Annotated in this window: 19 protein-coding genes and 1 pseudogene; 15 read left to right on the plus strand and 5 right to left on the minus strand. The window is 63.0% G+C overall.

Annotated features, from left to right (window positions below):
• The coding region (polA, locus tag VA602_RS12240) for a DNA polymerase I (RefSeq protein ID WP_323453323.1) at positions 1 to 1,438 on the plus strand (1,438 nt) is incomplete at its 5' end.
• Between the two features lie 359 nt (positions 1,439 to 1,797).
• On the opposite strand, the gene yihA is transcribed toward polA, so the two are convergent.
• On the minus strand, positions 1,798 to 2,430 hold the full coding sequence (gene yihA / locus VA602_RS12245) for a ribosome biogenesis GTP-binding protein YihA/YsxC (protein ID WP_054893353.1): 633 nt from the start codon (positions 2,428 to 2,430) through the stop codon (positions 1,798 to 1,800).
• Between the two features lie 181 nt (positions 2,431 to 2,611).
• Between yihA and VA602_RS12250 the strand changes: the two genes are divergently transcribed.
• From VA602_RS12250 to VA602_RS12285, 8 genes are all read left to right on the plus strand, one after another.
• Positions 2,612 to 2,914, plus strand: a complete 303-nt coding sequence (locus tag VA602_RS12250) for a c-type cytochrome (protein ID WP_054893352.1) — start codon at positions 2,612 to 2,614, stop codon at positions 2,912 to 2,914.
• Positions 2,915 to 2,945: 31 nt separating this feature from the next.
• On the plus strand, positions 2,946 to 3,563 hold the full coding sequence (locus VA602_RS12255) for a c-type cytochrome (RefSeq protein WP_054893351.1): 618 nt from the start codon (positions 2,946 to 2,948) through the stop codon (positions 3,561 to 3,563).
• A 308-nt stretch (positions 3,564 to 3,871) separates the two neighbouring features.
• Entirely contained in the window at positions 3,872 to 4,504 is a 633-nt protein-coding gene (dsbA, locus tag VA602_RS12260) for a thiol:disulfide interchange protein DsbA (RefSeq protein ID WP_054893350.1), read from the plus strand.
• An 11-nt stretch (positions 4,505 to 4,515) separates the two neighbouring features.
• A complete protein-coding gene (locus VA602_RS12265; protein WP_063542008.1) occupies positions 4,516 to 5,370 on the plus strand; it encodes an endonuclease/exonuclease/phosphatase family protein in 855 nt (284 codons plus the stop codon).
• Positions 5,371 to 5,449: 79 nt separating this feature from the next.
• Positions 5,450 to 7,495, plus strand: a complete 2,046-nt coding sequence (locus tag VA602_RS12270) for a GGDEF domain-containing protein (protein WP_323453324.1) — start codon at positions 5,450 to 5,452, stop codon at positions 7,493 to 7,495.
• 89 nt (positions 7,496 to 7,584) lie between these two features.
• Positions 7,585 to 7,980 carry a hypothetical protein gene (locus tag VA602_RS12275; protein WP_197893388.1) on the plus strand — a complete coding sequence of 132 codons (396 nt, stop codon included), beginning with the start codon at positions 7,585 to 7,587 and terminating at the stop codon, positions 7,978 to 7,980.
• 83 nt (positions 7,981 to 8,063) lie between these two features.
• A complete protein-coding gene (locus VA602_RS12280; protein WP_197893389.1) occupies positions 8,064 to 8,840 on the plus strand; it encodes an N-acetylmuramoyl-L-alanine amidase in 777 nt (258 codons plus the stop codon).
• Between the two features lie 75 nt (positions 8,841 to 8,915).
• The gene (locus VA602_RS12285; protein ID WP_323453325.1) at positions 8,916 to 10,535 is read left to right on the plus strand and encodes an EAL domain-containing protein; all 1,620 of its coding nucleotides are present in this window, start codon (positions 8,916 to 8,918) and stop codon (positions 10,533 to 10,535) included.
• A gap of 9 nt (positions 10,536 to 10,544) precedes the next feature.
• Here the strand turns inward: VA602_RS12285 and VA602_RS12290 are convergent, their stop codons facing one another.
• Positions 10,545 to 12,311 carry a KinB sensor domain-containing domain gene (locus VA602_RS12290; protein ID WP_197893391.1) on the minus strand — a complete coding sequence of 589 codons (1,767 nt, stop codon included), beginning with the start codon at positions 12,309 to 12,311 and terminating at the stop codon, positions 10,545 to 10,547.
• An 8-nt stretch (positions 12,312 to 12,319) separates the two neighbouring features.
• A complete protein-coding gene (algB, locus tag VA602_RS12295; protein WP_054893344.1) occupies positions 12,320 to 13,666 on the minus strand; it encodes a sigma-54-dependent response regulator transcription factor AlgB in 1,347 nt (448 codons plus the stop codon).
• Positions 13,667 to 13,877: 211 nt separating this feature from the next.
• Between algB and VA602_RS12300 the strand changes: the two genes are divergently transcribed.
• The 6 genes from VA602_RS12300 to VA602_RS12325 all read left to right on the plus strand — a co-directional run bounded on the left by VA602_RS12300 (position 13,878) and on the right by VA602_RS12325 (position 19,286).
• A complete protein-coding gene (locus VA602_RS12300; protein ID WP_323453326.1) occupies positions 13,878 to 14,699 on the plus strand; it encodes a BON domain-containing protein in 822 nt (273 codons plus the stop codon).
• Positions 14,700 to 14,875: 176 nt separating this feature from the next.
• The gene (locus VA602_RS12305) at positions 14,876 to 15,160 is read left to right on the plus strand and encodes a hypothetical protein (RefSeq protein ID WP_063542018.1); all 285 of its coding nucleotides are present in this window, start codon (positions 14,876 to 14,878) and stop codon (positions 15,158 to 15,160) included.
• A gap of 40 nt (positions 15,161 to 15,200) precedes the next feature.
• Positions 15,201 to 15,368, plus strand: a complete 168-nt coding sequence (locus tag VA602_RS12310) for a DUF1328 domain-containing protein (protein ID WP_028695791.1) — start codon at positions 15,201 to 15,203, stop codon at positions 15,366 to 15,368.
• Complete coding sequence (locus VA602_RS12315) at positions 15,365 to 15,835, plus strand: inhibitor of vertebrate lysozyme family protein (RefSeq protein ID WP_063542020.1); 471 nt, start codon at positions 15,365 to 15,367, stop codon at positions 15,833 to 15,835. The genes VA602_RS12310 and VA602_RS12315 overlap by 4 nt, the downstream gene beginning before the upstream one ends.
• A 738-nt stretch (positions 15,836 to 16,573) precedes the next feature.
• On the plus strand, positions 16,574 to 17,911 hold the full coding sequence (gene gltP / locus VA602_RS12320; protein ID WP_323453327.1) for a glutamate/aspartate:proton symporter GltP: 1,338 nt from the start codon (positions 16,574 to 16,576) through the stop codon (positions 17,909 to 17,911).
• A gap of 145 nt (positions 17,912 to 18,056) precedes the next feature.
• Positions 18,057 to 19,286 carry a nucleoside recognition domain-containing protein gene (locus VA602_RS12325; RefSeq protein WP_054893339.1) on the plus strand — a complete coding sequence of 410 codons (1,230 nt, stop codon included), beginning with the start codon at positions 18,057 to 18,059 and terminating at the stop codon, positions 19,284 to 19,286.
• Here the strand turns inward: VA602_RS12325 and VA602_RS12330 are convergent.
• Positions 19,268 to 19,894, minus strand: coding sequence for an ABC-type transport auxiliary lipoprotein family protein (locus VA602_RS12330; protein ID WP_054893338.1), 627 nt, complete (start codon positions 19,892 to 19,894; stop codon positions 19,268 to 19,270). The two genes, VA602_RS12325 and VA602_RS12330, sit on opposite strands and share 19 nt — an antisense overlap.
• A pseudogene (locus tag VA602_RS12335) lies at positions 19,891 to 20,483 on the minus strand (MlaD family protein); the annotation flags it as partial. The gene VA602_RS12330 and the pseudogene VA602_RS12335, both read right to left, overlap by 4 nt.

Genomic DNA, 20,483 nt, shown 5'->3' on the forward strand with positions numbered 1-20,483 from the left:
CACTGCTACGCGCCACGACATGGACAGCCTTGCGCAGAAATACCTCGACCACAGCACCATTGCGTTCGAGGATATTGCTGGCAAGGGCGCCAAGCAGCTGACCTTCAACCAGATCCATCTGGACAAGGCTGGCCCGTACGCCGCCGAAGATGCCGATATCACCCTGCGCCTGCACCACGCACTGCAGGCACGCCTGGCGAAAACCCCCAGCGTGCAGCCGGTGCTGATGGATATCGAGATGCCGCTGGTGCCGGTGCTGGCCAGGATCGAGCGCCAGGGCGCGCTGGTCGACGCTGCGCTGCTCAAGGTGCAGAGCGGTGAGCTGGGCGTGAAGATGGCCGAGCTCGAACGTCGGGCGTTCGAGCTGGCCGGCGAGGAGTTCAATCTGGGCTCACCCAAGCAGCTGGGGGTGATCCTCTATGACAAGCTGGGCATGCCGGTACTGAGCAAGACCGCCAAGGGCCAGGCCTCCACGGCCGAAGCCGTGCTCGCGGACCTGGCCGCCGAAGGCTATCCGCTGCCAACGGTGCTGATGGAATACCGCTCCCTGAGCAAGCTCAAGAGCACCTACACCGACAAGTTGCCGGAGCAGATCAACCCGCGTACCGGGCGTATCCACACCTCCTACCAGCAGGCGGTGGCCGCCACCGGGCGCTTGTCGTCCAGCGACCCGAACCTGCAGAACATTCCGGTACGCACTCCCGAAGGCCGACGCATCCGCCAGGCCTTCGTCGCCAGCCCCGGCTACAAGCTGCTGGCCGCGGACTACTCGCAGATCGAACTGCGCATCATGGCCCACCTGGCCAAGGATGAAGGCCTGCTGCATGCCTTCCGCAATGACCTCGATGTGCACCGCGCAACGGCCGCGGAGGTATTCGGTGTGGCGCTGGAGGCGGTTACCAACGACCAGCGCCGCAGCGCCAAGGCCATCAACTTCGGCTTGATCTACGGCATGAGCGCCTTCGGTCTGGCCAAGCAGATCGGCGTCGACCGCAAGCAGTCGCAGGACTACATCGACCGCTACTTCGCCCGCTATCCCGGCGTGCTGGCCTACATGGAGCGCACCCGCACCCAGGCCGCCGAGCAAGGCTTCGTCGAGACGCTGTTCGGGCGGCGCCTGTATCTGCCGGACATCAATGCGAAGAACCCGGCCCTGCGCAAAGGCGCCGAACGCACCGCGATCAACGCGCCGATGCAGGGCACCGCGGCCGATATCGTCAAGCGCGCCATGGTCGCGGTAGACAACTGGCTGAACGACAGTGGCCTGGATGCACGGGTGATCCTGCAGGTGCACGACGAACTGGTGCTGGAGGTGCGTGAAGACCTGGTCGAGCAGGTGAAGGCCGAAATTCGCCCCTACATGAGCAACGCCGCGCAGCTCGATGTGCCGCTGCTGGTCGAGGTCGGCGTTGGTTCGAATTGGGACGAAGCTCACTAAACGGCGTGGCGAAGAGGAGTAGGATCTGTGGCGTAGTGTCGCGGATCCGCAGGGTGGGCTCCTCGCCCCCGGTTCTGAAGTTTCATGAAACTATCGCAAATAGTTTTCAAGGCTTCGGAACTAAACCGGTGAACCGGAACTCAGAGTAACTGAATGGCTGGTGAAGCCTTTCGATGCTCCTATGTTGTGTTAAGTGTTGGCAGATATCTGGACCCCGCCCTAGCGGTCCGGACTTGGACCCCGAACTTCCCCCTCCCCATATGAAGTCCGGGGTTTTTTTTGCCCGGAATTTGCCTCATGGCTGCTGGAGAAGCCTGCGGCAGCGGACCCGCCCGCCGCCACAGCGTGCAGGTGGATCTTCAAGCCACCGGCTTGTCTTCCAGCTCCATCCAGTCCGCCAAGACCCGATAGGCCTCTTCCAGCCCCTGGCGCTTGGGTGCCGAAAACAGCTGGATGGACGCCGCGTCGCCCCAGCCCTTGCGAATTTCCGACTGCACCTTGAGCAGGGTGTTCTTGCCCGCGCCGTGAGTGAGCTTGTCGGCCTTGGTCAGCAGGATGTGCATGGGCATGCCGCTGGCCTTGGCCCAGTCGAGCATCATCTTGTCGAAGTCGGTCATCGGGTGGCGCACGTCCATCAGCAGGATCACGCCGCGCAGGCATTCGCGCCCGCCCAGGTAGGCCTCCAGGTGTTTCTGCCAGTGCTGCTTGAGCGGAATCGGCACTTTCGCATAACCGTAACCTGGCAGGTCGACCAAACGCCGTTCATCGTCCAGACTGAAGAAATTCAACAGCTGGGTGCGCCCCGGGGTCTTGGAGGTACGCGCCAGGCTGGCATGGGTCAGGGTATTGAGGGCGCTGGACTTACCGGCGTTGGAGCGGCCGGCGAAAGCCACCTCGTAGCCCTGGTCTTCCGGGCATTGTTCGACCTTGGCAGCGCTGAGGGCGAATTTGGCTTTCTGGCAGAGGCCGAGGATGGGGTTCTTGACTTGCATGGGATATCCGATGTGGGTGTTGCCTGATCCAGGCCGCGTTTCCGTTTGGAGGGCGGAAGTATATAATGCCCCAGTTTTTGTGTGCTCATTCTCCCAGCGAAGGAGGACGAGCATGGGGTGTCGATCACTAGCTCGCGCATCAGAACGCAGCGCGGCCCCCAACCCTGTCAGGTCGTTCCGCATGGCGAAATGGCTGCTGGCGGTCGGTATGTTCCAGCCGTTTTTCAGCGCACAGGCTACACAGGATCCCGAGGCGTTGTACAACCGCACATGTGCGGCCTGCCACGCCGGTCAGCTGCCACAGGCCCCCAGGAAGGGCGATGCGGCGGCCTGGGAACCGAGGCTGGCGCGAGGTGTGGATGTACTGGTGGCGCATGTTACCCAGGGTTTCAAGGCTATGCCGCCGCGTGGATTGTGCATGGACTGCAGTGCCGAGGACTACCGATTGGTCATCCTTTGGATGAGTGGCAGTCCCGATACATAACATTTCACCCTTAGCCGTGTTGGATTAGCTGATGAACAAACTATTCGTGAGTCTGCTGTTGACCATGGGTGTCGCAGGTGCGGCCACTGCTGCCGACCCCATCAAAGGCGATGCCGCTGCCGGCCAGGCGAAGACTGCGGTCTGTGGTGCCTGCCATAACCCTGACGGCAACAGCCTGGCGCCGAACTTCCCGAAACTGGCCGGCCAGGGCCAGCGCTACCTTGAGAAGCAATTGCACGACATCAAGTCGGGCAAGCGCACGGTGCTGGAAATGACCGGCATGCTGGCCGCCTTCAATGACCAGGACCTGGCCGATATCGCCGCTTACTTCGCCAGCCAGAAAGGCAGTGTCGGCGCGGCAGATCCCAAGCTGGTCGAGCGTGGACGTGCGCTGTTCAACGGTGGTGACCTGGAGAAAGGCATGCCCGCCTGCACCGGTTGCCACTCCCCTAACGGCGCAGGCATCGCCCTTGCCGGCTTCCCTCACCTGAGCGGCCAGCACTCGCAGTATGTCAGCAAGCAGCTCACCGACTTCCGTGAAGGTAATCGCACCAACGATGGCGATGCCATGACCATGCGCACCATCGCCGGCAAGCTGAGCAACAAGGATATCGAGGCGTTGGCCAGCTATATCCAGGGGCTGCATTGAGACGAGCGTTAACACTCGGTTAATGCAACATCGCTAGGGTCTGTCTGAAATGTGTCTGCGCGAAGGCCAGACAAGGCGAAACGGGGGGAGGAAGCGCAGTGTACTGGAGTACATGAGCATTCCGAGCCCCGTTTCAACGCAGTATGGGCGAGTGCAGATACATTTCAGACAGACCCTAAACATGAAAAGGGTGGCGTAGGCCGCCCTTTTCTATGGTCCCAGCCGTTACACTACAGAACTCGAGCCCTTCATGGCCTGTCACAGCATAGGTCGTGTCGAGGCGACCATTGATTGCTCAGGAGTAAAGCATGCGTAAACTGATTCTCAGCGCTGCGCTGGTCGCCGCCAGCGTATTCGGTATGGCCGCGGTGCAGGCCGCCGAGCCTGTGGCGGGCAAGGAATATATCGAGCTGAGCAACCCGGTCCCGGTCTCGCAGCCAGGCAAGATCGAAGTCGTCGAGCTGTTCTGGTACGGCTGCCCGCACTGCTACCACTTCGAACCCACCATCAATCCCTGGATCGACAAGCTGCCGGCCGACGTCAACTTCAAGCGCGTCCCGGCCATGTTCGGCGGCCCTTGGGATGCCCACGGCCAGATGTTCCTGACCCTCGAAGCCATGGGCGTCGAGCACAAGGTTCACGCCGCGGTCTTCGACGCCATCCAGAACCAGCGCAAGCGTCTGACCGACCCGAACGACATGGCTGAATTCCTCGCCACCCAAGGCGTGGACAAGGACAAGTTCCTCGCTACCTTCAACTCGTTCGCTATCAAGGGCCAGGTCAACCAAGCCAAGGAACTGGCGAAGAAGTACGAAATCACCGGCGTACCGAGCATGGTGGTCAACGGCAAGTACCGCTTCGACCTGGGTACCGCTGGCGGGCCGGAAGGCGTCCTGAACGTTGCCGACCAACTGATCGCCAAGGAGCGCGCCGCTAAGTAAGCGGCGCAGCCATGGCCCGCTTGCGTACCACGCGAAGTGTTGGCCTGCACCAGCCGCGGGTCAACGAACATCATCTGCAGGCCCCAGGCCTGCCGGAGGATGGTCGCCTGCGGCTGCTCAGCTTCAATATCCAGGTCGGTATCAGCACCGAGCGCTACCGCCACTACCTGACCCGCAGCTGGCAGCACCTGCTGCCGCATACCGGGCGGGCCGGCAACCTGCAGAAGATCGGCGACCTGCTCGCTGATTTCGACCTGGTTGCCCTGCAGGAAGCCGACGGCGGCAGCCTGCGTTCGGGCTACGTCAACCAGGTCGAACACCTGGCCCAGCTCGGTGCCTTCCCCTACTGGTATCAGCAGCTCAACCGCAATCTCGGGCGTTTCGCCCAGCACAGCAACGGCGTGCTCAGCCGGCTCAAGCCCCAGCACCTTGAAGACCACCCCCTGCCCGGTCCGGCCGGTCGTGGGGCGATCCTGGTGCGTTTCGGCGAAGGCGAGGACGCGCTGATCGTGGTGATGATGCACCTGGCGCTCGGCGCCAAGACCCGCGCCCTGCAACTGGGGTATATCCGTGAGCTGATCGGCGGCTACCGCCATCAGATCCTCATGGGCGACATGAACACCCACGCCAACGACCTGCTCGAGCGCTCGCCCCTGCGCGACCTCGGACTGATCGCCCCACAGGTCGAGGCGACCTTCCCCAGCTGGCGCCCGCAACGCTGCCTGGATCACATCCTGCTCAGCCCGAGCCTGACGCTTGAACGGGTCGAGGTGCTGTCGCAGCCGATTTCCGACCACCTGCCTGTGGCGGTCGAGATCCGATTGCCGGATGCCTTGACTGTGGATACCCTGCCGGTCGTGCGCTGACACACTCAAGAGTTCGCGCTTCGCGCCGAAATCCAGTATTCACATACCCTCTGATGCTATTACCGTTGCGGATCCAGGCATGACCGACGAAGCCGAGCGCTGGAAAGAAAAGTATCTGAAAAGCATCGAACGGCAGGAGAAGCTCGAGCGTCGATGGGAAGCTCGCCTCGACCTGCTGCGCCGTGGCCTGGTCCGCAGCACGCTGGCCGCCGAGGGTAGCGACAAGGTCGTCGACCAGTGCATGAAGGAGATGCGCGAGGTCATCCGCAGCGACAGCATGGACGCGGGGCTCGCCGGGCTTATCCCACGACTGGAAAAGGCCGTGCTCGAGTCGGAGCAGCGTCGCGAAACGCGGATGAACCAGGTCAGCGATGCGCTGACCTCGCTGGTTTCCCAGTTGCAGGGGCTTGAGCTGCCCGGCGACGTTTCCCGTCCGCTCAAGAAGTTGGCCAAGAAGCTCGACGGCGGTGTCAGCCAGTCGCGTGAGTTGCCGCCGCTGCTTGGCGAGCTCAGCGGTCTGCAGGGGCGCGCGCTGTCGTCGCTGCGCAAGGCGACCGAAGAGGCCCGGCCAGGCTTCCTGCAACGCTTGTTTGGCGGTCGCGAAGAGGGTGCTCAGGCCGAAGCGCCGGAGCCGGAGCACGAACCGGCACCCTCGCGCGCAACGTCACAGAGCCAGGCCGTCGAGCCAACGGGCGAACCGTCGCCTGCGCGCGAACCTGAGCCACGATCCCCAGCCCCAGCCCCGAGTCCAGCCTCTGCGGCACACAGCACGATAGATGCTGATGAACTGGAGCCTCTGCCTGCGGCGCCCCGCTCTGTCGAGCCCGCCCCCGAGGCCCCGGCGCCGGTTGCGCAATTGGCCGGTGCTGCCGAGACGGTGGAGCCAGTTGACGACGCCCGCGAGCCGGCGAGCATTGTCGAAGCCGAGCCAGTCGCTCCTCCCGCCGAGTCCGAGCCTGTCGAGCCGGAGACCGCCGCCGACAGCACGCCAGCGGACGAAGCCCCCGCCACCGAGCCCCCGGAAGAACAACCAGTCGGTGGGGACGGCCCTTACGCCCTGCCTGATGCCGTCGAGCCGCCCTACAGCCAGGTTGCCGCGCACATCGAAGAAACCCTGATCGGCCTGCTCGACGACCTGAGCCTGCCGGAGCGCCACAAGGCCCAGGCCCTGGAAATGCGCGAGCGGGTGGCGCGCGGGCTGAACTGGTACGAGCTGATCCCGGTACTGGACGACCTGGCGGTGCTGATGCTGGCAATCAACGACAGCGGCCAGCATGAGTTCGAAGCCTATCTGCAGCAGATCAACGAACGCCTGGAGACCTTCCAGAGCCACCTGCAGGAGGCCAGTGAGGGGCACGCCGACAACAGCACTGCTGCTCGCGAGTTGGACAGTCAGCTGCGTGAACAGGTCGATGGCCTGCAAAACAGCGTCCAGGGCGCAGTGGACATCGACAGCCTCAAGCACCTGCTGGACCACCGGCTCGAGGGCCTGCTAGTCACCATGGATGACCACCAGCACGAACGCGATCGCCGTGAGCAGGAACTGGCCGGACGCCTGCAAGGCCTGGCCGAGCGAGTGGCGAGCATGGAGCAGGAGGCGCTTGGCTACCGTGAGCACTTGGAAGAGCAGCGGCAGAAAGCACTGGTCGATCCGCTGACCGGGCTGCCCAATCGCGCCGCCTGGAGCGAGCGGGTCGAGCGCGAGCTTGCCGACTGGCAGGAGAATGGCGGCCACCTGGCCATGGCCATCCTCGACCTCGATCATTTCAAACGCATCAACGACGGCTATGGCCACCTGGCTGGCGACAAGGTGCTGAAGATCGTTGCCGACCAGTTGCGCAAGCGCCTGCGCGGACGCGACTTCATCGCCCGCTTTGGTGGCGAGGAGTTCGTCCTGCTGCTGCCCCAGACATCCCCCCCCGCAGCGCTGCAGGTCGCCGAAGCGCTGCGGGCGGCGATCGAGGCCTGCCCGTTTCACTTCAAGGGCGAGCGCGTGGTGATCACCACGTCCATCGGCGTCAGCGCCTTCCGCTCCGGCGAGCGTGGCGACCAGGTACTCAAGCGTGCGGACGACGCGCTATACCGCGCCAAGGACCAGGGGCGCAATCGCGTCGAGCAGGGATAGATAAGTACCGCTACGCCCCTCCCGTTGCGTTCGACACTGGCCGGGCACTTAGCCTGTGCACATAAATCCGGACGTATGAGGAGCAGTCGATGGAATTGACAAGATGGAGCGTAGCGCTGGTGGCGGGCCTGACCTTGCAGGCAGGCGCCATGGCCAAGGATGTGATGCATACTGCCGATGTCGGCGCTGACGGCAAGGTATTGCGCCAGTCGTCCGAATGGATCTTGGAGATCGAGAAAACGGCGTTGGATAATTATTACGTGCAGTACAAGCTGGTGCTCAATCCACGCATCATTCAGCGGGACCCCGGTTTCTGTTCAGTGTCGGTGATCGATGCAAGCAGCTTCGACCGACAACTGCATGGTCAGGCCAAGGTCATCGGAAAACCTGTCGCCGAGCATGTGAATGTCATGACACAGCTGGTGGACCTGACTGGGCCGAGCGGTAACAACTCATTGGCATTCCAGGTGATGTGCGTCCGCTGAGCGGGCATCGTTGGGGAATGGGTAATCAGCGATAGCACGTTATACTGTAGCGCTTATACCGACACATGACGTGCCTCTATCCGATGAAAACGTTCGCTACTGCCCTTCTCCTCATCCTGCTCGCCGGCTGCTCCAGCGGTCTGCGTGTCGACCGCAGCCACACTTCGGCGAACCAGGACAGTCGCATCCAGTTCGTCGTCCTGCACTACACCAACGCGTCGCTGGAGCGCTCGCTGGCGCTGCTGACCCATGGCGAGGTCAGCAGCCATTACCTGGTTGGCGACGGCAATGCCACGGTATACCAGCTGGTGGATGAAAGCCGCCGCTCCTGGCATGCCGGCGACAGTCAGTGGCAGGGCCGTACCTGGCTCAACTCGAGCTCGATCGGTATCGAGATCGTCAATCCCGGCTATACCGATACCCCCAGCGGACGTGTCTGGCACCCCTACAGCGAAGCGCAGATCGAGGCAGTGATCGCCTTGGTCAAGGATATCGTCCAGCGCTACAACATCCAGCCGCGCAACATCATTGGCCATAGCGACATCGCACCTTTGCGCAAGCTCGACCCGGGGCCGCTGTTCCCCTGGAAGCGCCTGGCTGACGCAGGCCTGGGGATCTGGCCGAACGCTGCCTCCGTGGCGCGCCAGCAGGTGTATTTCGAGGCCAATCCGCCTAGCCCGCTCTGGTATCAGCAACAACTGGCCCGCTTCGGCTATGCCATTGAGCAGACTGGCGAGCTGGATGTCTCGACCCGCCATGTGATCGCCGCTTTCCAGATGCATTTCCGCGCGCAGCGCTTCGACGGCATGCCCGATGCGCAGACCGCGGCAATACTGCAGGTGCTCAACAGCATGCGGTAAATCAGGACCGCCTATCGCACCGCGCCAACTGTTCATCCAGTTGCTATACCTTTGGTATTCAACTGGATGCCGCGCATGTCTTCGCTGATCGCCTCTGTGCGCCAAATTTTCTACCGCCCCTGGCTGCTGGCCTCTCTGGTCGCGTTGGCCAGTGCTGCGCTGCTGCTGGCCGCCAGTGTCGGTGTCACCCTGCAGCAGATGAAACAGAGCGAAAGCGCGCAGATGAATGCCCGTGGCGAGCGTTTTCTCGAGCGCCTCGAGCAAGTGTTCGGCCAGTTGCGCGAGGGGGTCGACCAACTGCAGACGCTGCCGATGCGCGGCTGTGATGCAGCGATGTTGTCTGCGCTGCGTCAGGTGGGCCTGAGCTACCGCTTTGTCTACGAGGCGGTCTATGTCGACGGAGATATCGCCTGCTCCAGCCGCGGTGGGGAGCAGGTCATGCGGCCCATGCGCGCCCCCGACATCCAGGGGCCGACCTACAGTTACTGGCTGAACACCACCACCGAGCCGAACGAAAATCTTGCGGCGTTGATGCTGGGGCGTGGCCATTTCCTGGTGTCCACCTCACGCGGCCACCTGACCGATGTGGTCGATCTCCCGCCCGGTGGCAGCCTGCTGGTGGTGCTCGACCGCGGCAGCCGGGCGATCCCGGTGCTGGGCCCTCCCCAGTCCTGGCCACCCGCGCCAGACTGGCCGCCACCGTCACGCAAGGCGCTGATCGAGCTCAGCGACCGCCTCGTCTACCGGATGCCGACCAAGTCACCGGACTACCAACTCGTCCTCATCGCCCCCCGTGCAAGCCTGCCGCTGAAGCTCAACGGCATGCTCTGGTTGTTGTTCCCCGGTAGCCTGCTGCTCGCCTGCTGCATCGGCTGGCTGGTGCTGCAACTGATCCTGCAGCGGCGCTCGATGAGCTCGGAGTTGCAGCAGGCGCTGCGCCGTGGCGAGCTGCAGGTGCTCTACCAACCGATCTTCGAGCTGGACAGCCGCCGTTGTGTCGGCGCCGAAGCACTGGTGCGCTGGCGTCGACCGGATGGCAGCCTGACCAGCCCGGAGCTGTTCATCCCGCTTGCCGAGAACACCGGGCAGATCCGTCCGATCACCGACTTCGTCCTGCAGCGGGTACTGGAGCAACTGGGCCAGTTGTTGCGGGCCAATCGGCACTTGTACATCTCGGTGAACCTGGCAGCGTGCGATGTGATGGTGCCGCGTATCGGCCGGGTCGCAGCGCGGTTGCTGGCCCAGCATCGGGTGTCCGCAACGCAGATCGCATTCGAAGTGACCGAGCGCGGCCTGATCGATGTGGTGGTGGCCCGCGACAACCTGCAGGCCCTGCGCTCGGTCGGGCATCAGGTACTGATCGACGATTTCGGCACCGGCTACTGCAGCCTGGCCTACCTGCAGACCCTGCCGGTCGATTGCCTGAAGATCGACAAGGCGTTCATCGACGCCCTGGGCCACGACGCCGCCAGCAGCGGCGTCGCCCCGCATATCATCCGCATGGCCCATGACCTGCACCTGCGGGTGATCGCCGAGGGTATCGAGTGCGAGGACCAGGCCGTGTTGCTCAACAGCGAAGGGGTCAACTATGGGCAGGGTTGGCTGTTCGCCCATCCGCTCAACGCCCGACAGTTCGCCGAGCTGATCACGCGCGGACGACGGATGGGCGGGCGGCGGATCGATGATGAGCCTTGAACAGGCGCCTCAGACCGGCAGGGCCATGTAGAACTGCGTCCCCTGCCCCGGCCGAGAGAACACGCCCATGCGCCCGCCATGCAGTTGCACGATTTCCTTGCACAGGGCCAGACCCAGCCCCGCGCCACCCTTCTTGCGCCCCACCTGCACGAACGGCTCGAAGATTCGCCCCTGCTGGCCATAGGCAATGCCTTCGCCGTCGTCCTCGACGCTGATGATCACCCGCTCGGCATGCCGTCGTGCGTGCAGGCGAATGTGCCCGCCACTGGCGGTGTGGCGGATGGCGTTGTGCAGCAGGTTGTCCAGCACCCGGTCGATCTGCGCAAGGTCGACCTGGATGTGCGGCAAGGGAGGCTCCAGCTCGCTGACCAGTTCGATCTGCTTGTGCGCCGCCGACTCGGCGAAGCGTGCTCGGGCCCGTTCCAGCAGGTCATCGAGTGTGCAGGGCGCCAGTTCCAGTTTCTGCAGCCCGCTCTGGTAGCGAGAGAAATTGAGCAGGTCGTTGATCAGTTGGGTCAGACGCTGCATTTCTTCGCCGATGGTGTCGAGCAGATCGTTTTCCCGCGCTTCGGGCGGGAACGAGATCCGTTCGCGCAGCAGGCCGAAAGCCATATGCATGCCGGTGACCGGGGTGCGCAGCTCATGGGAGGCACGCAGGACGAACTCGCTGCGTACGCGCTCGAATGCACGCTGTTCGGTCACGTCATGCAACACCATCACCGCGCCGAGAATCGGCCCTTGCGGGTGGCTGACGGGTGTCAGGCTGAAGGTCAGCAGACGGGTCTCTTCGTCCACCTCGATGCTCAGGTCATCCGGTGGCCGGTCCAGGCTGCCGCCGCGTAGCACCTGGCGCATCTGTTGCTCGAGCTCCGGGCGGCTCAGGGCTTCGGCCAGACTGCTGCCGAGCCGCGAGGCATCCCAGCCCAACTGCCGTTGGGCCACGGGGTTGAGGTGTTCCAGGCGACCTTGGCGATCGATGATCAGCAGGCCGTCGTCGATGCTGTCGAGCACGGCCTGCAAGCGTTGCTGGCCGGCCAGCAGTTCATCGACATTGGTGGCCTGGTGCTTGCGAAGGGCGTCGGCCATCAGGCCGAAACGGCGGGTCAATTGGTTGAGTTCGGTGGCTTGGGTCACAGGTAGAGTGACGTCGAAGTTGCCCTGGCCAACCTGGTCGGCTGCCTTGACCAGGGCCTCGATCGGCTGGCCGAAGCGACGCGCGATGTTATGCGCGGTGATGAAGCCCAGCACCACTACCGCCAGACCCATCAGGCCCAATGCACCACTGACCAGCAGGGCATGATCGCGAGCATGTTCTTCGCTGCGGGAAATGTGCTCCAGCGCCTGCTTGTGCGAGTCGATCAGGTCGGTACGGACCTGGTTGAACGCGGCGCCCAAAGGGTCGTCGACGCCCATGCTGCGCGACGGTGAGGTGCTGTCGCGATAGGCCTGGAGGAAGGTCTGGTAGTTGCTGCTGGCCTTGCTGAATCCGGTGCGTTCACCGCCCTGTTCGAGGCCTGCCACCAATAGCGCCTGGAAGTTTTCCTGCAGGCTTGCCAAGCTTTTCGGATCGGTATCTGGATCGAGTATCAGGTTCAACTGCTCGCCCAGGTTCTGCCGCAGCTTGAGCCCGACTTCCAGGGTATGGGTGGTGTCACGCACCAGCTTTTGCTGCACCGCTGCCATCTGCAGCACGCTGATCAGCCCCAGCAGCAACCCCAGCAACGCTACCGTCACCAGTGCCGAGATGCTCAGGAACAGCCGCGTACGCAGCTTCATGGGCCACTTCACAGGTTGTACTGCTTGCGCTTGCGGTACAGGGTGGAGGCATCGATACCGAGGGTCTTGGCGGCCTGGTCGAGGGTATCGCTGGCTGCCAGGACGGCACCGATGTGGGCGCGCTCCAGCTCATCGAGACTCAACGCTGCGCCAACCTTCGGAGCGTTGCCGGTGGGCTGCTCGCCCATCCCCAGGTGGCTGATTTCCACGCGCTCCTGCGGGCAGATGATGCTGGCGCGCTCCACCACGTTGCGCAGTTCGCGGATGTTGCCCGGCCAGCGGTAGTTGAGCAGTGCCGCACGGGCCTCGTCGCTGAATCCCCGCGCCGGGCGCGAATACTCCTTCACGAAACGGGCAAGGAAGCGATCGGCGAGCGTGAGGATGTCCTCGCTGCGCTCGCGCAGTGGCGGCAGGTGCAGGGTGATGACGTTGAGGCGGTACAGCAGGTCTTCACGGAAGCGGCTCTCGCGCACCATCTCCTCAAGGTTGAGGTTGGTTGCGGCGAGGATGCGAACGTCGGCCCGACGGGTGACCGGATCGCCGACCCTTTCGTATTCCTTGTCCTGGATGAAACGCAGCAGTTTTGGCTGCAGGGTCAGTGGGAAATCACCGATTTCGTCGAGGAACAGCGTGCCGCCGTCCGCCTGGCTGACCCGCCCGAGCGTGCTCTCGCTGGCGCCGGTGAAGGCGCCGCGGGTATGACCAAACAGTTCGCTTTCCATCAGCTCGGCGTTCAGCGAGGGGCAGTTGATGGTCACGCAGGCCTTGCGTGCGCGCTTGCTCCAGCCGTGAATGGCGCGTGCCAGTTCGCCCTTGCCGGTGCCGGACTCGCCCAGGATGAGGATATTGGCATCGGTGGTCGCCACCTGCCGCGCGGTTTCCAGCACCGCCATCATTTGCGGGCTGTGGGAGTCGAGACCGTCCTTGGGCTTGCGCACTTCACCTTCGAGCGCTTCCAGGCGCGCCGACAGTTGGCGCACCTCCAGTTGCTTGGCGGTGGCCAGGCGCAACTGGTCGGGGCTGCAGGGTTTGACCAGATAGTCGGCAGCACCGGCCTGGATGGCATCCACTGCGGTATCGATCGCCGAGTGTGCAGTGACGATCACCACGCGCATCCAGGGCGCCTGGATGCGCATCTGGGCCAGCACGTCTAGGCCGTTGTCCTCTCCCAGGCGCAGGTCGAGGAAGCACAGATCGAACACCTGGCGTTGCAACAGGGTCTCTGCCTGAACGGCACTGTTGGCCGTGGCGACGCTGTAGCCCTCGTCTTCGAGGCAGTAACGGAAGGTGCGCAGGATCGCGGACTCGTCGTCCACCAGCAGAATGCGGCCTTGCTTGTCCTGGGCTGGTTCCATTTTTCCTGCGCTCCTATGGGATTGATCTCAGTTAGTGTCGGAAAAATCGGGCAAGTTGCATGGTCGATTCTGAAGGATTCCGTCCTGTGCATGCTAGCTGTTGCTCTGTTTATTGGCTAACAGATTGAAATAAATAGCTTTTCCAGCATTCGTGACGCTGGCATGCAGGTTGCGAGGTTGGTTGGATTTGTTACGAAAAAGGAGAAGTGCCATGCCTTTGTTCCCACGTCATTGCGCCCTGGCTGCCGGCCTGCTGCTGGCAGTCGGTCCCGTTGTCGCCGACCCGTTGCAGGATGCACGGCTGGAGGGGGCCGTGCAGACTGCGGTTTCCCTCAACAAGGTACTCAATCCGTTCCGCATAGAGGTGCAGGTGGAGGGGCAGCAGGCCCGCCTCAGCGGTGAGGTGGAAAATCCTGTCGAGCGCGACCTGGCCGAGCGTGTCGCCTTGGCCACCCGCGGTATCGAGCGTGTGGATAACCGCCTGCAGGTCAATGCCGAGCTGGCGGAGCAGCCGCTTGAGCGGCGTGCCTACGCCCAACGCCTTGAGGACGCCACCTTGACCGCGATCATCCGCGCGCGCCTGCTCTGGAGCCGGGTGACGGAAAAGGCGCCAATCGAGGTCGAGAGCCGCGAGGGCGTGGTGACCATGCGCGGTCGCGTCGACAACGTCGAGGCCAAGGAGCTGGCCGGGGTCATCGCCCGTACCAGCGAGGGTGTGTACCTGGTCAACAACCTGATCAGCCTGGATTCCGCAGCCATGGCCCAGGCCCGTGAAAATCCGCCGACTGTTCCGGCAGGGCCGCAGCCCAGCGATGCCTGGATCATCGACAAGGTGCAAAGCAGCTTGCGCTACAGCCGTAATCTCGACGGGCCGAACATCAAGGTCGCGAGCCAGGAAGGCCTGGTGCGGCTGTCTGGCGAGGTGGTCAGCCAGGAGCAGAAGACCATCGCCGTGCAGATTGCGGGGCAGATCCTCGGAGTACGGGGCGTGGATGCCGACCTGCTGAAGGTGGCGAGCAAAGTGGAAGGTTGAATCGTGCAAAACGCACGGCCTGCAGCAAGGCATCGTGCAGGATACGTCCTTGCTGCATTTCCCATTTGTACATAACTATCTGATTTATAAAGATTTTTTCGAGATGAAAAAGCTGGCATGCAGGCTGCAATAACTCCCTCAAGGTTTGGATAACAAATACAGCAGGAGGAGCCGGCATGAATCGCCAATCAGTCAACCGTTCGCAGGACGCAGCGCTGCCCGTGCATCAGTTTCTGTACCTGGCGATGGCACTGGTACTGACCCTCGCCGGCGGCCTGTTCTATCACAGCTGGCAGACCGCTCGCCTAGCCGACCAGGTAGCTGCTCAGACTGCGTTGTTGACGCAATTGAAGACGAATCACGCCACCACCCTGGTCAAGGCGGCACAGCCGCTGCCTTCGGCCAATGCTTCGCCGGCCACCCTGGAAAACATCGTTCCTCAGGAACGCTGGGTGTTCTAGTGCCACACCGACCCGATCCCGAAAAGAAAGGAGAAACACCATGCTGAGCTGGGCTATCACATTCCTGATCATCGCCATTGTCGCCGCAGTGCTGGGCTTCGGTGGTATCGCCGGCGCCGCAACGGGTATCGCGAAGATCCTGTTCATTGTCTTCCTGGTCCTGTTCGTCGCTTCCTTCTTCTTCGGACGCGGTAGAGGACGCCCATGAGCAGGATGCTCTTTAATGCCCTGGTCACCGCCCTGCTCGTGGGCGGTGGCTCGGCGGCGATGGCAGCCAATGACGGTCAGGTGCGGGCTAACCAGTTGCTGGGGTCGGACCCGGAATACCGCCAGACCTGGCAGAAGACCATAAAGAATGAAGAACGCCTGCCCGAGTGGGTGATCAACCTCAGCGGCAGCTCTGCGCAGCAGATGTCTGCGGTGACCGAGGACGGCGACAAGTATCTGGTCGGCCCTCTCTGCGAGTCGGACGACAACTGCACGTACAAGCGCCTGATCGTTGCGTTCAGCTGGGACAAGGATGAAGCCTACGGGATGCTCGTGGAGGTTCCCGAAGGTCTGCCCTCAGACAAGTCGCCGACCCGCCATGCGGATTATCGCTGGCTGGGCGAGCCGGATGACGGCATGAAGAAGCTGCTGCAGGAGCAGCTCAAGCGCGATCCGAACTGGTACTGACCTAGGGTCGCGCACCGTAATCGGATGGACGTTGAACGTATTTACCGTTGCGTCGTCCATGATGCGCCGCCTCGAGGAGAGGCAGCACATGACCAGGGGGCCGGGCTGTTCTGATCGCGTCAGGATCGGAGTGGCCTAGGGGTACAGGGAGTACCTCCGACGAGGGCCGGGTCAGGAGAGACAGCATCGGAAGATCCAGGTCAGTGGTGTCGGAAAAGGCACTAACACTCGACCTGGCTTCCGAAGCGTCCTTACAGAAATTTCCCTTCCAGAACGTACTTGTACGATTTTTCTCTCAAGACACATTTTGTCGTAACCGTATATCGAATTTTTTTCCCCTCGATTGCGCTGTGCGCAGGGTGTGTTTTCTTCCATTCGGATTGTCGAACAACCCCCCACCACCCTCCAACTGATCCTGTCGTTTCTGCCTAAAAATGGCGGTTTGGTCTTGTTCGGAAAACCGAACGCCTGGATTTTTTGGCCGCTGAATTGGCCGATTTGCGGTCTTTTCCTATGCCGATTCGGCATGGGGTAGTCGTTTCCGGCATTAGACTGGCCCTGTCCACGTCGCAATAGTTGCCGCCTTTTTAGCTGGCCCGAGCGCTCGTTCGCTCGCTGGCGTTGACCTGAGAACAGGGTCGCCAGACGGAAGCCAATCGCTGCCCGTGACGTTGCCAAAGGCTCTGGGACGCGCTTTTCCGATCTGCTGGCCATGACCACTACAACAAAGGTAACGACATGAAGAAGGCAAAACTGAGCCTCGCCTGGCAGATCGTGATCGGTCTCGTCCTGGGCGTTGCAGTCGGCGCGCTACTGAATCATTTCAGTGCAGAAAAGGCATGGTGGATCAGCAACGTCCTCCAGCCCGCCGGCGACATCTTCATTCGCCTGATCAAGATGATCGTCGTCCCGATCGTGATTTCGTCGCTGATCGTGGGCATCGCCGGGGTTGGCGACGCGAAGAAACTGGGCAGCATCGGCCTGAAGACCATTCTCTACTTCGAAGTGGTGACCACCATCGCCATCGTCGTCGGTCTGGTACTGGCCAATGTGTTCCACCCAGGTGCCGGCATCGACATGAGCACCCTGGGCACCGTCGACATCTCCAAGTACCAGGCCACGGCGGCCGAGGTACAGCATGAGCATGCGTTCATCGAGACCCTGCTCAACCTGATCCCATCGAACATCTTCGCAGCGCTGATGCGTGGCGAGATGCTGCCGATCATCTTCTTCTCGGTCATGTTCGGCATGGGCCTCTCGAGCCTCAATGCCGACCTGCGCGAGCCGCTGGTGCGTACCTTCCAGGGTGTGTCGGAGACCATGTTCAAGGTCACCCACATGATCATGAACTACGCCCCGATCGGCGTATTCGCCCTGATCGCCGCAACCGTCGCCAACTTCGGCTTCGCCTCGCTGCTGCCGCTGGCCAAGCTGGTGCTGCTGGTGTACTTCGCCATCGCCTTCTTCGCCTTCATGGTGCTGGGCCTGGTGGCACGCGTGTTCGGCTTCTCGATCATCAAGATCATGCGCATCATGAAGGACGAGCTGATCCTCGCCTACTCCACCTCCAGCTCCGAGACCGTGCTGCCGCGCGTGATCGAGAAAATGGAGAAGTACGGTGCGCCGAAGTCGATCTGCTCCTTCGTGGTACCGACCGGCTACTCGTTCAACCTCGACGGTTCGACCCTGTACCAGAGCATCGCGGCGATCTTCATCGCCCAGCTGTACGGCATCGACCTGTCGATCAGCCAACAGCTACTGCTGGTGCTGACCCTGATGGTCACCTCCAAGGGTATCGCCGGTGTGCCGGGCGTCTCCTTCGTGGTGCTGCTGGCGACCCTGGGCAGCGTGGGCATTCCGCTGGAAGGCCTGGCCTTCATCGCCGGTGTCGACCGCATCATGGACATGGCCCGTACCGCACTGAACGTGGTGGGCAACGCCCTGGCCGCCGTGGTGATCGCCAAGTGGCAAGGCATGTACGACAGCGCCAAGGGCGAGGCGTACTACAACTCGCTGTTCCAGGCCAACGGCAAGAAAAAAGAAGCGGTGGTGGCGGGCAAGCCCGTCAACCAGTAAGCCTCTGGTTGCAAGCAAGAGCCCCGACCCGTCGGGGCTTTTTGCATTGTGGCGTCCGACACCACCCCTGTCGGCCGCTCTTGCAGGGATCGGATTCAGGGCGCCTTATGCGCTATCATTCGGGCATTTTTCAGGGGGATTGCAGATGCTCAACGGCCTCTGGCTCGGCTTTTTCGTGGTAGCGGCCATCTCCGCCCTGGCCCAGTGGCTGGTCGGTGGCAACGCGGGAATCTTCGCCGCGATGGTCGAGAGCATCTTCGCCATGGCCAAGCTGTCGGTCGAGGTCATGGTCCTGCTGTTCGGTACCCTCACCTTGTGGCTGGGCTTTCTCAAGATTGCCGAAAAGGCCGGTATCGTCGAATGGCTGGCCAAGGTTCTCGGCCCGCTGTTCGCGCGTCTGATGCCGGAAGTGCCTCCTGGCCACCCTGCCCTGGGGCTGATCACCATGAACTTCGCTGCCAACGGCCTGGGCCTGGACAACGCCGCCACGCCCATCGGCCTGAAGGCCATGCGTGCGCTGCAGGAGCTCAACCCCAGCAGCACCACGGCGAGCAACGCGCAGATCCTGTTCCTGGTGCTCAACGCCTCGTCGCTGACCCTGCTGCCGGTCACCATCTTCATGTACCGCGCCCAGCAAGGCGCTCCCGACCCGACGCTGGTGTTCCTGCCCATCCTGCTGGCGACCAGCGTCTCGACCCTGGTCGGCCTGCTGTCGGTTGCCGTGATGCAGCGCCTGCGCCTGTGGGATCCGGTGGTGCTGGCCTACTTCATCCCCGGCGCCCTGCTGCTCGGTGGCTTCATGGCGTTTCTCGGCACGTTGTCGGCGGCTGCGTTGGCGAGCCTGTCGTCGATCCTCGGCAACCTGACGCTGTTCGGCGTGATCATGCTGTTTCTGGTGATCGGTGCGTTGCGCAAGGTGAAGGTCTATGAGGCCTTCGTCGAGGGCGCCAAAGAAGGCTTCGACGTCGCCAAGAGCCTGTTGCCCTATCTGGTCGCGATGCTGGTCGCAGTGGGTGTGCTGCGTGCCTCCGGGGCGCTCGAGCTGGCGCTGGGTGGCATACGCCATGCGGTCGAGTGGATGGGTGTGGACAGCCGCTTCGTGGAAGGCCTGCCCACGGCACTGGTCAAGCCGTTCTCCGGCAGCGCGGCGCGGGCGATGCTGATCGAGACCATGCAGACCCACGGCGTCGACAGCTTCCCGGCGCTCGTGGCCGCGACCATTCAGGGCAGTACCGAAACCACCTTCTACGTGCTGGCGGTGTACTTCGGCGCCGTGGGCATCCAGCGCGTGCGTCACGCAGTGGGCTGCGCGCTGCTGGCCGAGCTGTCCGGGGTGATCGCGGCGATCTTCGTCTGCTACTGGTTCTTCGCCTGAGCCTGCATCCGTGAGGCCTGGGCGACTGTCCAGTCCACCACCTGGCGCGCGAGCTGGTCGCTGGCAGCGCCAAAGCCACTGACCACTGCCGGCACCTGCTTGTCGGCCAGTGGCTGGAGCACCTCGAAGCGTTGGCTGGCAAGGATGCGCTGGCTGCGCCCTTGCACCAGCCGCGCGTCGTAGCGGATCAGTACCTGCACCCCGTTTTCGCGGTATTCGCTCTGGAACGCTTGCAGCTCACCCGCCAGCTCGTAGTCGGCCTGCAGATTGCTGTCATCGGCGCTCAGGCGCTGCACCCGGCCGTCCCGCTGGAAGGCATCGAGCAGGCGATTGCGCACCAGCAGTGGCACCGGATCGCTCCAGCGCGCGCCCTTGTAGCTGCTGATCACGTCGCCTTGCGCAATCACGGCGATACGCGGCCCGGCCAGGACCTCGCTGGCCAGCGGCTTGTTCAGGCGCAGCGACCAATCCACGGGTGTCGCCGGGCGGCTCTGCTGGTTCACCGGCAGGCGATAAATGTCGGTGGGCTCGGCCTGTGGCAGGATCGAGCAGGCGCTGGCCAGGCTCAGCAGGCTGCCTGCGGCGAGCAGGCGAAGGGACGGCCTCATGGCTGGAACTCCTTGGTTGGGTCGCGGCCCAGCAGGTAGCCGCTGGGGTCGGCCTCCAGGCGCCGGGAGATGCCCTTGAGGGCATTGAGGGTTTCGCGCAGCTCGCGGATTGCCGGGGCCAGCTGATTGAGGCCTTGGGCGCCGTCGTCGAGCGCCTCGCGGTTGTTCTTGAGCAGGTCATTGATGGCCGCGGTGCTCTGAGCCAGCGACTGCATGGCCTGCTCCGCGCTGCCGAAGGCTTGCTTGCCCTCGCTGCCGAGCAGGCCATTGGCGTTGCGCATCAGCGCCTGTGTCTCGGCCAGGGTGGCGCTGGCCTGCTTGCCGACCTGACCGAGTTGCTCGATGGCCTGGGCGATGCCGCCCTTCTGGCTGGCGAAGGCACCGGTGGTCTGTTCGAGGTTGGCCAGGGTGTTGCTCAGGCGCTCGATGTTGTTTTCCGAGAACATCTGGTTGGCGTTGTGCAGCAGCAGGTTGATGTTGGTCACCAGGTCGCTGCTGTCGTTGAGCAGGCGTGAGATGGGCGACGGCGAGGCGACGATCACCGGCAGCTGTCCGTCCTTGCCCTTGAGCGACGGGCTCTGCGGCGTGC

The sequence above is a fragment of the Pseudomonas machongensis genome, from assembly GCF_034961125.1.
Taxonomy (GTDB): Bacteria; Pseudomonadota; Gammaproteobacteria; order Pseudomonadales; family Pseudomonadaceae; genus Aquipseudomonas; species Aquipseudomonas machongensis.

Excerpts from the sequence above, each read along its gene's own strand:
- yihA (WP_054893353.1), bottom strand. The coding sequence starts at position 2,430 with ATGCAAGTCAAGAACCCCATCCTCGGCCTCTGCCAGAAAGCCAAATTC.
- VA602_RS12250 (WP_054893352.1), top strand. The coding sequence starts at position 2,612 with ATGGCGAAATGGCTGCTGGCGGTCGGTATGTTCCAGCCGTTTTTCAGC.
- VA602_RS12255 (WP_054893351.1), top strand. The coding sequence starts at position 2,946 with ATGAACAAACTATTCGTGAGTCTGCTGTTGACCATGGGTGTCGCAGGT.
- dsbA (WP_054893350.1), top strand. The coding sequence starts at position 3,872 with ATGCGTAAACTGATTCTCAGCGCTGCGCTGGTCGCCGCCAGCGTATTC.
- VA602_RS12265 (WP_063542008.1), top strand. The coding sequence starts at position 4,516 with ATGGCCCGCTTGCGTACCACGCGAAGTGTTGGCCTGCACCAGCCGCGG.
- VA602_RS12270 (WP_323453324.1), top strand. The coding sequence starts at position 5,450 with ATGACCGACGAAGCCGAGCGCTGGAAAGAAAAGTATCTGAAAAGCATC.
- VA602_RS12275 (WP_197893388.1), top strand. The coding sequence starts at position 7,585 with ATGGAATTGACAAGATGGAGCGTAGCGCTGGTGGCGGGCCTGACCTTG.
- VA602_RS12280 (WP_197893389.1), top strand. The coding sequence starts at position 8,064 with ATGAAAACGTTCGCTACTGCCCTTCTCCTCATCCTGCTCGCCGGCTGC.
- VA602_RS12285 (WP_323453325.1), top strand. The coding sequence starts at position 8,916 with ATGTCTTCGCTGATCGCCTCTGTGCGCCAAATTTTCTACCGCCCCTGG.
- VA602_RS12290 (WP_197893391.1), bottom strand. The coding sequence starts at position 12,311 with ATGAAGCTGCGTACGCGGCTGTTCCTGAGCATCTCGGCACTGGTGACG.
- algB (WP_054893344.1), bottom strand. The coding sequence starts at position 13,666 with ATGGAACCAGCCCAGGACAAGCAAGGCCGCATTCTGCTGGTGGACGAC.
- VA602_RS12300 (WP_323453326.1), top strand. The coding sequence starts at position 13,878 with ATGCCTTTGTTCCCACGTCATTGCGCCCTGGCTGCCGGCCTGCTGCTG.
- VA602_RS12305 (WP_063542018.1), top strand. The coding sequence starts at position 14,876 with ATGAATCGCCAATCAGTCAACCGTTCGCAGGACGCAGCGCTGCCCGTG.
- VA602_RS12310 (WP_028695791.1), top strand. The coding sequence starts at position 15,201 with ATGCTGAGCTGGGCTATCACATTCCTGATCATCGCCATTGTCGCCGCA.
- VA602_RS12315 (WP_063542020.1), top strand. The coding sequence starts at position 15,365 with ATGAGCAGGATGCTCTTTAATGCCCTGGTCACCGCCCTGCTCGTGGGC.
- gltP (WP_323453327.1), top strand. The coding sequence starts at position 16,574 with ATGAAGAAGGCAAAACTGAGCCTCGCCTGGCAGATCGTGATCGGTCTC.
- VA602_RS12325 (WP_054893339.1), top strand. The coding sequence starts at position 18,057 with ATGCTCAACGGCCTCTGGCTCGGCTTTTTCGTGGTAGCGGCCATCTCC.
- VA602_RS12330 (WP_054893338.1), bottom strand. The coding sequence starts at position 19,894 with ATGAGGCCGTCCCTTCGCCTGCTCGCCGCAGGCAGCCTGCTGAGCCTG.